Annotated in this window: 13 protein-coding genes; 5 read left to right on the top strand and 8 right to left on the bottom strand. The window is 58.9% G+C overall.

Annotation, left to right across the window (positions count from 1 at the left end; translation table 11 throughout):
- Positions 1 to 197: 197 nt before the first annotated feature.
- Positions 198 to 2,150, top strand: coding sequence for a 4Fe-4S binding protein (locus CLM58_RS09175; protein ID WP_095595655.1), 1,953 nt, complete (start codon positions 198 to 200; stop codon positions 2,148 to 2,150).
- Here CLM58_RS09175 and CLM58_RS09170 read toward each other — a convergent pair.
- Positions 2,144 to 2,899, bottom strand: coding sequence for a hypothetical protein (locus CLM58_RS09170; protein ID WP_229666130.1), 756 nt, complete (start codon positions 2,897 to 2,899; stop codon positions 2,144 to 2,146). The genes CLM58_RS09175 and CLM58_RS09170 overlap by 7 nt on opposite strands.
- A 58-nt stretch (positions 2,900 to 2,957) precedes the next feature.
- Between CLM58_RS09170 and CLM58_RS09165 the strand changes: the two genes are divergently transcribed.
- From CLM58_RS09165 to CLM58_RS09150, 4 genes are read left to right on the top strand one after another with little or no spacing between them, the layout of a single operon-like run.
- On the top strand, positions 2,958 to 3,143 hold the full coding sequence (locus CLM58_RS09165) for a DUF6494 family protein (protein WP_095595653.1): 186 nt from the start codon (positions 2,958 to 2,960) through the stop codon (positions 3,141 to 3,143).
- 8 nt (positions 3,144 to 3,151) lie between these two features.
- On the top strand, positions 3,152 to 4,219 hold the full coding sequence (gene apbC, locus CLM58_RS09160; RefSeq protein WP_095595652.1) for an iron-sulfur cluster carrier protein ApbC: 1,068 nt from the start codon (positions 3,152 to 3,154) through the stop codon (positions 4,217 to 4,219).
- Positions 4,216 to 4,920 carry a biotin/lipoate--protein ligase family protein gene (locus tag CLM58_RS09155; RefSeq protein ID WP_095595651.1) on the top strand — a complete coding sequence of 235 codons (705 nt, stop codon included), beginning with the start codon at positions 4,216 to 4,218 and terminating at the stop codon, positions 4,918 to 4,920. The genes apbC and CLM58_RS09155 overlap by 4 nt, the downstream gene beginning before the upstream one ends.
- A complete protein-coding gene (locus tag CLM58_RS09150) occupies positions 4,920 to 5,399 on the top strand; it encodes a DUF6505 family protein (RefSeq protein ID WP_095597030.1) in 480 nt (159 codons plus the stop codon). The genes CLM58_RS09155 and CLM58_RS09150 overlap by 1 nt, the downstream gene beginning before the upstream one ends.
- Before the next feature lie 33 nt (positions 5,400 to 5,432).
- On the opposite strand, the gene CLM58_RS09145 is transcribed toward CLM58_RS09150, so the two are convergent.
- From CLM58_RS09145 to CLM58_RS09115, 7 genes are all read right to left on the bottom strand, one after another.
- Complete coding sequence (locus tag CLM58_RS09145) at positions 5,433 to 6,233, bottom strand: substrate-binding domain-containing protein (protein ID WP_095595650.1); 801 nt, start codon at positions 6,231 to 6,233, stop codon at positions 5,433 to 5,435.
- Positions 6,230 to 6,946 (bottom strand): ATP-binding cassette domain-containing protein, encoded by a 717-nt coding sequence (locus CLM58_RS09140; protein WP_095595649.1) that lies wholly within the window; start codon positions 6,944 to 6,946, stop codon positions 6,230 to 6,232. The genes CLM58_RS09145 and CLM58_RS09140 overlap by 4 nt, the downstream gene beginning before the upstream one ends.
- A complete protein-coding gene (locus tag CLM58_RS09135; protein ID WP_095595648.1) occupies positions 6,940 to 7,644 on the bottom strand; it encodes an ABC transporter permease in 705 nt (234 codons plus the stop codon). The genes CLM58_RS09140 and CLM58_RS09135 overlap by 7 nt, the downstream gene beginning before the upstream one ends.
- A gap of 262 nt (positions 7,645 to 7,906) precedes the next feature.
- Positions 7,907 to 8,500, bottom strand: coding sequence for a sarcosine oxidase subunit gamma (locus CLM58_RS09130; protein ID WP_143226549.1), 594 nt, complete (start codon positions 8,498 to 8,500; stop codon positions 7,907 to 7,909).
- On the bottom strand, positions 8,493 to 11,456 hold the full coding sequence (locus CLM58_RS09125) for a sarcosine oxidase subunit alpha family protein (protein ID WP_095595646.1): 2,964 nt from the start codon (positions 11,454 to 11,456) through the stop codon (positions 8,493 to 8,495). Before CLM58_RS09125 ends, CLM58_RS09130 begins: the two co-directional genes overlap by 8 nt.
- The gene (locus CLM58_RS09120; protein WP_095597029.1) at positions 11,453 to 11,740 is read right to left on the bottom strand and encodes a sarcosine oxidase subunit delta; all 288 of its coding nucleotides are present in this window, start codon (positions 11,738 to 11,740) and stop codon (positions 11,453 to 11,455) included. Before CLM58_RS09120 ends, CLM58_RS09125 begins: the two co-directional genes overlap by 4 nt.
- 10 nt (positions 11,741 to 11,750) lie before the next feature.
- Complete coding sequence (locus CLM58_RS09115) at positions 11,751 to 13,001, bottom strand: sarcosine oxidase subunit beta family protein (RefSeq protein WP_095595645.1); 1,251 nt, start codon at positions 12,999 to 13,001, stop codon at positions 11,751 to 11,753.
- Between the last annotated feature and the right edge of the window lie 44 nt (positions 13,002 to 13,045).

Raw genomic sequence — 13,045 nt, 5'->3', positions numbered from 1 at the left:
AAATGTCTATTTTGAGTAATTTAGTTGGTTAATGGACCAAGCAGAATTCCGGCCTATTTCGAAGAAGTGATTCGGGGCTTTCGTCGGACGGGCACGCGAATAAACGCGGTTTACGACACGCAAGAATCATGCCTAGCTAGTCACAAATCAAGCCTTGAAACCGGCCAAATTGGCGGCATTCAAGCACCGGAGGAAACATGATTAAGTCACTGATTTTATGCAACTGTTCAGAGACTTTCGAACTGGACGCAGAGGCGCTTTCAAGCGCGACCGGACTGGCATGCTCGAAAGTGCATTCCGGGCTCTGCACAACCCAGACCGAGCAGGCCGCCAAGGCCATCGCAGCGGGCGATGCAATTTTTTGCTGCGGACAAGAGCAGACCTTTTTCGAAGAGCTGGCAGCCGAATTAGAGGCCCCCACACCGGCCTTCCTGGATCTGCGTGATCGCGCAGGTTGGTCAGCCGATGGGGGGTCAAAACTGCCCAAAATGACCGCGCTGGTGTCAGAGGCAAACCTGCCTGCCCCGTCGACAAAAACGGTCGATATCCTTTCCGAGGGTCTATGCCTGATCATTGGAACCGGCGACGTAGCTTTTGCCGCAGCCGATCAATTGAAGGATTTTCTAAGTGTCAGTGTCCTGCTGACAGACGACAGCGCCCCAGTCGACTCGCGCGACTTTGACGTTCTGCGCGGCCATCTCAAATCTGCGAAAGGCGCACTTGGGAACTTCGATATCCGTATTGATGCGCTTCAGCAGCCCTCTCTTGGCGGTCGCGGAGAGCGTGGCTGGTCAGAGCCCCGCAATGGTGCGCGATCTCAGTGCGATATCATTCTGGATCTGACAGGCGGTACGCCGCTTTTCCCTGCTCCGGAAAAACGCGAAGGCTATCTTCGGGCTGACCCGGGAAGCATTGGCGCGGTCAGCAACGCGCTCCTTCAGGCCTCGCACATGGTCGGCACCTTCGAAAAACCGCTTTATGTGAAGCTGGAACCGCTGCTCTGCGCTCATTCGCGTGCCGAACAGGTGGGATGCTCGAACTGTCTTGATAATTGCCCCACCAGCGCGATCACGCCAAATGGCGATCATGTGTCCATTGATCCAATGATTTGTGCGGGCTGTGGCACCTGTTCTTCGCTCTGCCCGTCTGGCGCTATCACCTATGATGCACCCCCAGTGGACCTGACGATGCGGCGCGTTCAGACTTTGGCGCAAGCCTTTCTGACGGCTGGCGGAAACGCCCCGCGCCTGTTGGTGGTAAACGCCCATGGCAGTGAAATGATCCGCTTGGCCTCGCGTCACGGCCGGGGTCTGCCGGCTGATGTCATCCCACTAGAGGTTGATGCGTTGAACGGGTTTGGCCACGCCGAAATCCTGTCGGCATTGGCAGCGGGTTTTGCAAAAGTGTCAATCCTGCTGGCCCCGACCACCGAACGCGCACCGCTTGAAAAAGAGGCCGCGCTTGCGCAGGCCATCGGCTCTGCCGAAGCGGTCGAACTGATCGACACCCAAGACCCCGACGCCCTGTCCGACGCGCTTTATGACAGCACTGCGCCCAAACCCGTCACGGACCCGGTCCGCCCTATGGGGACCCGTCGGCAAGTGACGCGTATGGCAGCCAAGGCACTGAACCCAGAGGCAGAAAGCCTGCCCCTGCCCGAGGATGCACCCTACGGCGCTGTGCTGGTGAATACGGATAGCTGTACGCTGTGCTTGTCTTGTGTCTCTCTTTGTCCGTCCGGTGCGTTGGGCGATAACCCAGACCTGCCGCAGCTTCGGTTCCAGGAAGACGCATGTTTGCAGTGTGGTCTGTGTTCGAACATCTGCCCCGAGGACGCGATCACCTATGAGCCGCGCCTCAATCTGGCCGACAGCGCCTTGGAGCAGGTGGTGCTAAACGAGGAAGAGCCTTTCGCCTGTATCGAATGCGGTGTGCTTTTCGGCTCTAAGTCGACGATCGAGCGGATCACCGAAAAACTGGCAGGCAAACACTCTATGTTCGCCAAGCCCGAGGCCGCACGGATGATCCAGATGTGTGACAATTGCCGCGTGAACGCGCAGTTCCATTCCGAGAACAACCCGTTTGCCGCTGGGGAACGTCCGCGTCCGCGCACCACCGAAGACTACCTAAGCAAGCGCCGCGATCACTGATGCTGCAACGGAGCCCCAAGGTCAGCCGGCGTCAGGGCCGCTACGAAGGCGAGGATCGCATCCACGTCTTCCAGCGTCATTTCGACCGGAACGATGGGCGGCGGAAGCTCGTCCGGAAATGGCGGGGTGACATCTGCGATCTGCGTGAAGGCGGGGTGCGGGTTCAACACATAGAAGGTCTGAAAGCGATCCTCCCAGTCCGGCAGACTGCGCAAAGCAAAGAAGGACGGCGAGGAATCGATCGAGCTCATTCGTCTGGCCGGGTCCACCACATGGCACCGTCCGCACATCTCTTGCGATCGGATCGCGCCAAGCGCCGCATCGCCATCATAGGCCGCGACGACCGTTTCAACCTCTTCCAGCTGCGGCAGGTCAAACATTTGGACACCGTCAACGACGTAGCTGGTCACAGCGCGCTGTCCAATTTCCGATCTAATCCAATCCGCAAATTTTTGCGCTCCGGGATGCTCGGTCGAGACGACCTGCATACTCCATGTTTGGTCAAGGCCGGTGAAGACAGGCCGCCCTTCCGAACCCAGCGCAATCTCGGCCTCTTCACCCGGCGCTACGGTTTCAACCCGCACCTGCGTTTTCAAAGAGAACCGGGGAAAAAGGTATTTTGGAAGCCCGGATTCCACCAACTCTGTGGGCAAGGAAAGTCGGATAAGCCTGTCATTTGCATGGACAATTCCGGTTTGCCCAAGGATCATGGCCGCCAAGAGAAAGGTGAAAAAAGATGCTCTTACCATATCTCATGGTACGGAGGACTAAGCCTTCAGGTCAACAATCGTCGAAAGGACAAGACAAATGAGCGATGATTTAAACATGTCGATGCGCAAATTCCTGAAGCAGGTCGGGGTGACCTCGCAGCAAGCGATCGAGAAGGCGATGCGCGACGCTGAAACCTCTGGGAAAACCTTCGAGGCGAAGGCCGTGATCACCATCGACGGGCTGGACATGGAACATGTCGTGACCGGAAAAATTCAAGGGTAGGACGAAACGTGGCTTTGGAACGCGACGCCGTATTGGCGGCACTGAAAACAATTCCTGATCCCTCTGGCCAAGGCGACATCGTGGCAAGCGGTGTGGTTCGGGCGCTGAACATCGACGGCGATGCCGTGCGCTTTGTGATGGAGATCGACCCCGCCAAGGCAGATGCCTATGAGCCACTGCGCGCCAAGGCAGAAGACCTGGTCAAAGCGCTTCCCGGCGCGGGTTCTGTCTCGGTCGTTTTGACCGGCCACAGCGCGCAACCTGCGCCGCCGGATCTGAAGCTGGGCAAGAAAGCTGCGCCTGCGGGTCCTGAAAAGATCCCCGGGGTGGATCGGATCATCGCAGTGGCCTCTGGCAAGGGTGGCGTCGGTAAATCTACGGTCTCGGCCAACCTAGCTTGCGCCTTGGCGGCACTAGGGGTGCGCGTTGGCCTTCTGGATGCTGACGTCTACGGCCCCTCGCAGCCCCGAATGCTGGGTGTGTCCGGGCGTCCGGCCAGCCCGGACGGCAAAACCATCCTGCCCATGCGGAACCACGGCGTCACCATGATGTCGATTGGTCTGATGACCAACGACGATCAGGCGGTTGTCTGGCGTGGACCGATGCTTATGGGGGCACTGCAGCAGATGATGATGCAGGTACAATGGGGCGCCTTGGATGTGCTGCTTGTGGACCTGCCGCCGGGCACGGGTGACGTGCAGATGACGCTTGCCCAAAAGGCGCAGGTGGACGGAGCGGTCATCGTCTCCACCCCGCAGGACGTGGCGCTGATCGACGCCCGCAAGGGGATCGACATGTTCAATCAGCTGAACGTTCCGATTCTTGGCATGATCGAGAACATGTCGACACATATCTGTTCCAACTGCGGTCACGAAGAACATGTCTTCGGCCATGGAGGCGTCGCCGCAGAGGCCGCGAAGCTTGGCGTTCCGTTGCTGGCAGAAATTCCGCTTCATCTGGATATCCGGCTGGCAGCCGACGGGGGCGCCCCGATCGTCGTGTCGAAACCGGACAGCGCGCAGGCCCAGGCCTTCCACGACGTCGCGAAGGTCATTGCCGCCAAGGAGACCGCATGAGCGCCCTCTCTTTCCCTCCAATGATGTCGGGGCAAGAAGTCTCTGGCGCGGACGATCCTTTCTCCGTTGCCTGCGTAAAGGCAACGATGGGGTGCGACGCCGGTATGGTGTTTTACCGGATCGACGCCGACAGGATGAGCGCTGCCCTTGTCTTCGCACCAGAGGTTCCGCTGGCAGATGCGATGGCGATGCTTCCGACCTGTGGTGTTGGCTTTCAGAATGCGCTTGGGGCCCTCGCCCCACCCGAAGTATCGGTTCATCTGGAATGGACAGGTCCGATCCGCGTGAACGGCGCGCGCTGCGGGCGTCTTCGGGTCATGGCCAGCACTGAAGATCCACAGGCCACGCCTGATTGGCTGGTGGTCGGCTTTGAGCTGACCTTGATGCCGCTTGGCGATGATCCGGGTCTGACACCAGATGACACAGCGCTGTTTTCCGAAGGCTGTGCAGACGTGTCCCCGCCCCTGCTGCTAGAGGCTTGGGCGCGGCACACGTACAACTGGATTGCCCGATGGGAAGATGAGGGCACGAAACCTGTCCATGCCGAATGGCGCGGCCTTGCCCATGGGATCGGCGAAGAGACCACTCAGGGCGATTTGACCGGCACCTTCCTGGGCGTCGATGAGCAGTTCGGTATGTTGCTGCGCGACACAGAAACCACACACCTGATCCCGCTGACCACTTTGCTGGAGACCCCATGATGAAACTCGCCCGAGCCATTCACTTTGACGAAAGCGACCAAAGGATTTTTCACAACCCCGCGCGCACCGGGGAATGGTGCATCTCTGGCGGGTTCGAGTTTTCTAACTGGACAGAGGGCGATCTGGTGGGCAAGGCCCGTCAGGCCTTTGCCAACGGATGGTTCGGGCTGGAAACCTCGGGCCGGGTGACTTTTGTTGCGGTGACCCAGATCGAACCGTCCGAGTTGGAAACCCTAACCGATCTGTTGGCCCAGCACTTCGTGACCTATTACGGTGCGCCCGACCTAGCAGCGGCACGTCCGGTGGCCGCAGAAGAGCTTGGTCATATGGCAGAGCTTTGCGAAGACCATGATCCCAACACGCTTTTGACCGTGGCACGGGAACTGACCCCGGCCGGGGTCAAAGAAGCCTATCGCGTGATCGAAGCGCAAGACGCGGGGTTGGAACAGTTTGCGATCCACGGATCGCTAGACGAATAAGAAATGGCCCCAGTTTTGGGGCCGTCTCATCAGTCATTCTGCATTGAAAACAAACAGGCCTTCGCCGTTGATCTTGTAGCCGTTGATCAACCCTTTTGCCTTGTCCGAGACCAGCCAGTCTTCCAGTTTCATCGCGAGATCGTTCTTCACATGCGGATGTTTGCCCGGATGCACCGGAATATAGGCATATTGGTTAAACAGAACCGGATCGCCTGCATAAAGCAACGCAAGCTCGCCTTTGTTTTTGAAGTTCAGCCAACTCGCGCGGTCCGCCATGATGTAGGCGTTCATCCCAGAGGCGGTGTTCAAGGCGGCGCCCATACCCGCGCCAACCGCGCGGTACCAGCTGCCAAATGTATCGGCATCAAGTTCCGCCGCAGTCCAAAGGCTTAGTTCTTTCTTGTGCGTGCCGCTGTCATCGCCCCGACTGACAAATGGCGCCTCGGCGTTCGATATGCTTTGCAGTGCCTCGGCCGCACTCGTCGCGTTTGCCACGCCAGCCTGGTCCGCTGCGGGGCCGATAATGACAAAGTCATTGTACATGATCTCACGCCGCTGGGTGCCATTGCCATCGGCGAGAAACGCCTCTTCTGCCTTTCGGGAATGTACGAGGATCGCATCGACATCCCCCGCGGCACCAAGGCGCAGTGCCTGCCCCGTGCCCACAATCAACAGGTGCACATCCAGCCCAAGATCTTCCTTGATGGCAGGTAGCAAAACTTCTGACAGTCCCGAGTTGTGGAAAGAGGTCGTCACGGCCATCTTCATCTCGTCTGCGAATGTAGTGACCGCCATCGCAGCCCAGGCCATAGCCCCCCAAACAATTGCCTTCATTCGACAATGTCTCCTTTGATAAAGGCGCGAAGCTGCGCCGTTTCAGGCATTTCCAAAACCTTTGCGGCAGGCCCAATTTCGTGGACCTTGCCATGCAACATGAAGATGACGTCATCCGCCAACCGACGGGCCTGCCCCATGTCATGGGTCGACATGACAAGCCGTGTCCCTGACGCAGCGGCCCGTGTCAGAATTTCCTCGATCTCGCGGGTCGCACGTCCGTCCAACGAGGCACAGGGTTCATCCAAAAAGACCATTTCAGGATCGCGGATCAATGCCCGCGCAAGCGCCAGCTTTTGACGTTCTCCGCCGGACAGAACCATGGCTTGGCGGGTCAGCGCATCAGACAGGCCGACACGTCTGGCCCACTCTTCAGCCGTCTGGCGCGCCTCGCTGCGCGACGTTCCGGTCAGCTGCAACGGATAGGCGAGATTATCCCGGACAGAGCGCCGCATCAAAATCGGCGATTGAAAAACAAAGGCTTGCCGCTTCCTAGCTGCCTCTACCGGAACCGCCCAATCAAGGGTCCCATCAGCAAGACGCTCTAGCCCGTGAAGCATTCGCAGCAGCGTCGTCTTTCCGGACCCGTTGGGACCGACCACAATGGTCACGCCACCTTTGCCGAGCGTCAGATCAACCGGGCCGATCAGGGTTTTACCCCTTCGACGAACAGCCGCATCCTTGACGGTCAGGGGAAGGATCGAACTCACCAGCGCCCCCGTGTTTCGGTTTTAGAAAGGCTGTGAATGGCAAAGTTGACGAGGATCGCCATAGCGATCAGTACAAAGCCCAGACCAAGCGCCAATGCGAAGTCTCCTTTGCCGGTTTCCAACACGATCGCCGTTGTCAGAACACGGGTGACATGATCGATATTGCCGCCGACAATCATGATTGCGCCAACCTCACCGATCGCGCGCCCAAACCCGGCCAGGGCCGCCGTCAGCAAGGCCCGCCGCCCATCCCAAAGCAGCGCACAAATCCGCTGTCGCTTGGTCGTGTTCAAAGAAATCAGAAGATCATGATAGTCCGACCAAAGCTCGCGTAGCGACTGATGCGCAATCGAGGCGATCAGGGGGACAATGATGATCACTTGGGCGATGATCATGGCCGATGGTGTGAACAGCAGTCCCAACACGCCGAACGGGCCGCTGCGTGACAACATGATGTACACCAACAGGCCCACCACCACGGGCGGCAAGCCCATCAGTGCGTTGAGGGTTGCCACCGTTATGCGGCGATATCTGAACCGTTGGATTGTCAGGACGGCCGCAAGCGGCAGCGCAATGGCCGAGGCAATCACAAGCGCGGAAAGGGTCACACGCAAAGAGCGCATGGAAATCTCGACGAGGCCTGCATCAAGGGTCACGACAAGCACGAACGCTTGCACGATCCCTTCCCAAAGCTCCCCCATCGATCCTCCTGCCACGTTTGTCTAGACACGCTCAGTTTTGCTCTAAACCGAGAAAACACAACAGTTTTTTGCGGAAAAGAGGCTAGTTTGGATTAGCTGACCCTTGGGTCATAATTCCCCTAAAAACCGGCATCTTGGGCCCCAAAAGGTCAGTTTGGGCAGATTTCATTGGCCCGAGACTGATCCCTCCGAAAGGGCAACTTGGCGATCCAAGCAACAAGGCGTTACTTCTGTCGTTGGGCGCGACCTAATGTTCAGGCGCCTAGTGGGTTGCTAGCTTGGCAACCGCAGTGGCCGATGCGACTGTGGTTGCCAGCGCATGCCAAAGCGACAAGGCGTAGGAGCGGCCACAAAAGATGCGATAGGCACAGCCCTGTTTACGGCAAAGGACGAAACAGCTGACATGTTCGATCACGGTCCGCTGCGCCCGGCCTGAAGTAAAACCACTCAGGTCAATGTTACAAAGTCTCTCCAGCACGGCGTCGCAATCCGTACCGTCCATGTCAAATCCCACCCAGCCGTCGTTTTGCTCGGTGATCGAAGCCGCCCTGCTGAGCGTTTCCTTTAGGCTCGCCGCAAGGGTTTCGTAATCGTCATGGTCGGCCATAACGAACCACTGCGAGGGACCCGTCCAGAAAGCGCTGAAGCGGTTGCCTTCGCGAAAGCTGCTGACCTCTAGCGCGCCACCGACCATTTGTTCCAGCGTAGACCGTACAGTGCTTTCCTGCCCGTGGCGCGCCGCGACAGAGGCAATCGCCAAATCCGGGCGTTCGGTGAGGGTGACGTCACCGAAAGACGCGGTTTGGGCTTCAACTCGGCCAAATGCGGTAATCTGAGTTAGACGAATTTCAGACACGCAGGCGTCCTCCTTCAGGGTCAACAAAGTGCGGGCTGACAACCCGGACCTGAACGGTACTGCCTTCAAGCGGGTTCGCGGCCTTGATCACCTCACCAAGGCGCTGGTCGCCGCGCTTCAGGAAGCCAAGCGCGATCGGCTTGCCCATGTGCGGTGAATAGGCGGCAGAGGTCAGCCAGCCCTGATCTTGCGCGGCGGTTTCGATCGCATCTTTCGCAAACAGGTGGCTGCCTGCGCACAACGGTTTTTCTGCATCCAGCGCCTCAAACCCCACCAGCCGCAGACCGTCCGGGTCTGACAGAACCTCTCTTCGCGTCAGGACCGCGCCAATGCTGTCTTTCTTGGTTGAAACCATCCGCCCCATCCCAAGCATCGCCGGAGAGGTCTGACCGTTTAACTCATTGCCAGCCGGGTGGCCCTTCTCAATTCGAAGAACACTCAGCGCCTCTGTCCCGTAAGGGACTGCGCCAAATTCTTCGCCCGCGGCCATCAGGGCCTCGATCATTGCTTCGCCGTACCGGGTCGGCACCGCGATTTCATAGGCCAATTCACCCGAGAAAGAGATCCGGAAAAGCCGCGCCCGCAGTCCACCGCAGACGGTAATCTCGGCACAACTCATGAAGGGGAAGCCCCCGTTCGAGATATCAAACTCTGGATCCACGATCTTTTGCAGTAGCAGCCGCGACGTCGGCCCCGCTACCGCATATTGCGCCCACGCGTCCGTGGTCGAGATCAGCTGCACATCCAGATCGGGGCGCAGGCATTGGCGCACGAATTCCATCTGACGGTACACTTGGCCCGCTTTGGCGGTGGTGGTGGTGACCACGAAATGATCCTCGGCCAGACGCGCGGCAGTGCCGTCGTCCATGGCGATCCCGTCTTCGCGCAGCATCAGCCCATAGCGGGTCTTGCCAACCGCCAGTTTGGCGAAACCGTTGGCATAAATCAGGTTCAGGAACTCGGCTGCATCGGGCCCTTGTACATCCACCTTGCCAAGGGTGCTGACGTCACAGACACCAACCGACTTGCGGACAGCCAGAACCTCGCGGTCAACTGACTGGCGCCAATGTGTTTCACCCGCTTGCGGGAACCACTGCGCGCGCATCCACTGGCCGACCTCAACAAAGACCGCGCCTTGGCGTTCTGCCCAGTGGTGGCTTGGGGTCAGGCGGGTAGGTTTGAACTCTTTGCCGACCGAACGGCCCGCCAGCGCGCCCATTGCCACCGGCGTGTAAGGCGGGCGGAACATGGTGGTGCCGGTCTGACTGATGGCCTGGCCGGTCATCTCGGCCATCACCGCCAACCCGCCAAGGTTCGAGTTCTTACCTTGATCGGTTGCCATCCCAAGGGTGGTATAGCGTTTCAGGTGTTCGACTGAGCGAAACCCTTCCTGATGCGCAAGCTTCACGTCCTTGACGGTAACGTCATTCTGGAAGTCGATCCACTTACGAGATTTCCCCTCGGCGACGTACCAGAAGGGTTGCAGGTTAATCGAGGTGTCATCGGCTCTGGGAAGTTCAGGCGCAGTGGCCGAGATACCCAGCGCCAACAGCGCGGCAACCGCCCCTTCTGCACCTGATTGTAGCGCGGAATGTGTGGTCATGTCGCCATTGGCTGCGCCTGCGACAGACATGCCCACTGGCAAAGTGCCTCCGGGAACGAATGCGGCGATGTCGTCGTGCCACGTCGGGCGCCCCCGCTGGTGGCAGGTGAGCGAGACATTGGGATTCCAACCGCCCGAGACGCCCAGCGCCTCGCATTCGAATGACTTAAGCGACCCGTCCGAAAGACGGGTCGAGATCGATTTCAGCCCAAGCCTCCCCTTGGCCCCGACCACTTGAGCCCCCTTAAACAATGGGTACTCCGCGATGGCGCGGACGTTTTCTCGCGGGTCGATGACCGCGACAACCTGAACACCCTTTGCGACAAGGTCTCTGGCGGTGCGGTGTCCGTCGTCATTGTTGGTAAAAACCGCTACGCGTTTACCTGCGGTCGTTGCCCAGCGGTTGGCATAGGCGCGCATCGCCCCGGCCAACATCACGCCCGGACGATCATTGTTAGCGAATGCAATCATGCGCTCGGTCGCACCGGCGCAAAGCAGGCTTTGGCGCGCGGTGATGCGCCATAAGGTTTGACGAGGCAGACCTGCTTTCGCGGTTGCTGGAAGATGATCCGTTACACGCTCGACCGCGCCAAAGATGCCATGATCAAACGCCCCATATACCGTGCTGCGGGGCATCAGGCGAACGTTGGGAAGGCTTCGCAACTCTGCCACGGCCCGCGCCGCCCAGTCGGCAGAGGATTGACCGTCAAGTTCCTCGACCTCGGCGTTCAGACGACCACCGAATAGGAAGTCTTCGTCTGCCAAGATAACCTTGGCCCCTGCCCGACCTGCGGTCAGCGCGGCCATCAGGCCCGCCGGGCCCGCGCCGATGATCAGCAGATCACAATGCAGGAACCCCTTGTCGTAGCTGTCGGGATCGGCCTGCATCGACAGTGAACCAAGACCCGCCGAACGGCGGATCACGGGTTCATATAGCTTTTCCCAGAACGCCCGGGGCCACATGAAGGTCTTGTAGTAGAAGCCCGCCGTCAGGAAGTTCGACGCCAGATCGTTCACACCCAATGCGTCAAATTTCAATGAGGGCCATGCGTTTTGCGAATTGGCGGTCAAACCATCGAACAGTTCGACCACTGTGGCGCGGGTGTTGGGTTCTCGATACGCACCAGTGCCGATTTCCATCAACGCGTTCGGCTCTTCCGAACCCGCAGAAATCAGACCGCGTGGGCGATGGTATTTGAACGACCTTCCCATAAGCCGAATGCCATTGGCCAATAGGGCCGAGGCAAGCGTATCCCCTTGGGCACCCGTGAATGAACGGCCGTCAAATGTGAACTGAAGGGACTTGCTTGTATCAATCAGCCCGCCGCTCAGTCTGTTGGTCTGCTCACTCATGGCTTTGCGCCTTGCGAAAGGGCCACGTCAGAGGCCAGTTCAACTTTCAGGATTTCGTGGGTCGAGACATTGCGGGTCACGATCAACCAAGACCGGTCGCCTTGCTCGTGATACCAAAGCTCGCGGTGTTCGCCGGTCGGGTTGTCCCGCAGGTACAGGTAGTCGTGGAAAGCCTGCGCCGCACCGCCGGCCATGCCGTCGGGACGGTTCAGCAGCGAGGCATCGCCAAGATAGGTGAACTCTTGCGCGTCACGTGGTCCAAGAAGGGGATGGTTGATCAGCATCGTTTTCGCCTCAATGCAGGTTGGGCTGCGCGCCCGCACCTTTTTCGTCGATCATCGCACCGCTTTGAAAGCGATCCAGACGATAGGCTTTGGCGGTGTCATGCGGGGTATCGGTGGCCAAAAGATGCGCGAAAGCATGGCCTGAAGCCGGGGTGGCCTTGAAGCCGCCATAGCTCCAGCCGCCATTGAAATAGAGCCCTTCGATATGGGTTCGGTCGATAAAGGGCGACCCGTCCATCGACATGTCCATGATCCCGCCCCACATGCGCAACAAACGCGCGCGACCGATTATCGGCATCAATGCCATGCCACCTTCGGCCACGTCTTCGACCACCGGCGAGTTGCCGCGTTGTGCGTAGGAGTTATAGCCGTCAATATCCCCACCGAAGACCAGCCCACCCTTGTCGGACTGGCTGACATAGAAATGCCCTGCGCCAAAGGTGATGACGCCGGGAATTATGGGTTTCAGCCCCTCGCTGACAAAGGCCTGCAACACGTGGCTTTCAATAGGCAGACGCATGCCCGCCATCGCCATGACTTTCGACGAATTCCCGGCCACCGCGACGCCAACCTTGCCTGCTCCAATGAAGCCGCGAGAGGTCTCTACCCCTTTGACCCGGCCGTTTTCGATCTTGAAACCGGTGACCTCACAGTTCTGGATGATGTCGACACCGTGGCTGTCCGCTGACCGGGCAAAGCCCCACGCCACCGCATCGTGACGCACTGTACCACCCCGACGCTGCATCAGGGCACCCTTGATCGGGAAACGCGCGTTTTCGAAGTTCAGGAATGGCGCCTCATTGCGGACCTGTTCTGTCGTCAGAAGTTCCGCGTCCGCCCCGTTCAGGATCATCGCGTTGCCCCGACGGCGAAACGCATCGCGCTGCGCATCGGAATGGATCAGGTTCATGATGCCGCGCTGGCTGACCATCGCGTTATAGTTCAGGTCCTGCTCCAGCCCCTCCCACAGTTTCAGCGAGAATTCATAGAAGGGTTCATTCCCATCCAGTAGATAGTTTGATCGGATGATCGTTGTGTTGCGGCCAACGTTGCCGCCGCCAATCCAGCCCTTTTCAAGAACTGCGATCTTCCTCTGGCCATAGACCTTGGCCAAATAGTGCGCGGTGGCCAGACCGTGCCCCCCACCCCCGATAATAACAATGTCATAGTGAGGCCTGGGCGCTGGATCGCGCCACACGGGTTTCCAGCCTTTGTGCCCCGTCAGGCCTTCCCAAAGAATTCGAGCCGCCGAGTATTTCACATACCTGCCTCTTGCTTGATATGCGGCTATGGAAACACGAGTTT

Origin of the sequence: Actibacterium pelagium (assembly GCF_002285415.1) — a bacterium.
Lineage (GTDB): Bacteria > Pseudomonadota > Alphaproteobacteria > Rhodobacterales > Rhodobacteraceae > Actibacterium_B > Actibacterium_B pelagium.
Note: the sequence above shows the minus strand (reverse complement) of the source record. Positions and strands in the feature narration are given on the sequence as shown.

What these genes read in the sequence shown, in the direction of transcription:
- CLM58_RS09135 (WP_095595648.1), bottom strand. Translation starts at nt 7,644, where the DNA reads ATGGGGGAGCTTTGGGAAGGGATCGTGCAAGCGTTCGTGCTTGTCGTG.
- CLM58_RS09145 (WP_095595650.1), bottom strand. Translation starts at nt 6,233, where the DNA reads ATGAAGGCAATTGTTTGGGGGGCTATGGCCTGGGCTGCGATGGCGGTC.
- CLM58_RS09175 (WP_095595655.1), top strand. Translation starts at nt 198, where the DNA reads ATGATTAAGTCACTGATTTTATGCAACTGTTCAGAGACTTTCGAACTG.
- CLM58_RS09170 (WP_229666130.1), bottom strand. Translation starts at nt 2,899, where the DNA reads ATGGTAAGAGCATCTTTTTTCACCTTTCTCTTGGCGGCCATGATCCTT.
- CLM58_RS09125 (WP_095595646.1), bottom strand. Translation starts at nt 11,456, where the DNA reads ATGAGTGAGCAGACCAACAGACTGAGCGGCGGGCTGATTGATACAAGC.
- CLM58_RS09165 (WP_095595653.1), top strand. Translation starts at nt 2,958, where the DNA reads ATGAGCGATGATTTAAACATGTCGATGCGCAAATTCCTGAAGCAGGTC.
- CLM58_RS09155 (WP_095595651.1), top strand. Translation starts at nt 4,216, where the DNA reads ATGAGCGCCCTCTCTTTCCCTCCAATGATGTCGGGGCAAGAAGTCTCT.
- CLM58_RS09120 (WP_095597029.1), bottom strand. Translation starts at nt 11,740, where the DNA reads ATGCTGATCAACCATCCCCTTCTTGGACCACGTGACGCGCAAGAGTTC.
- CLM58_RS09150 (WP_095597030.1), top strand. Translation starts at nt 4,920, where the DNA reads ATGAAACTCGCCCGAGCCATTCACTTTGACGAAAGCGACCAAAGGATT.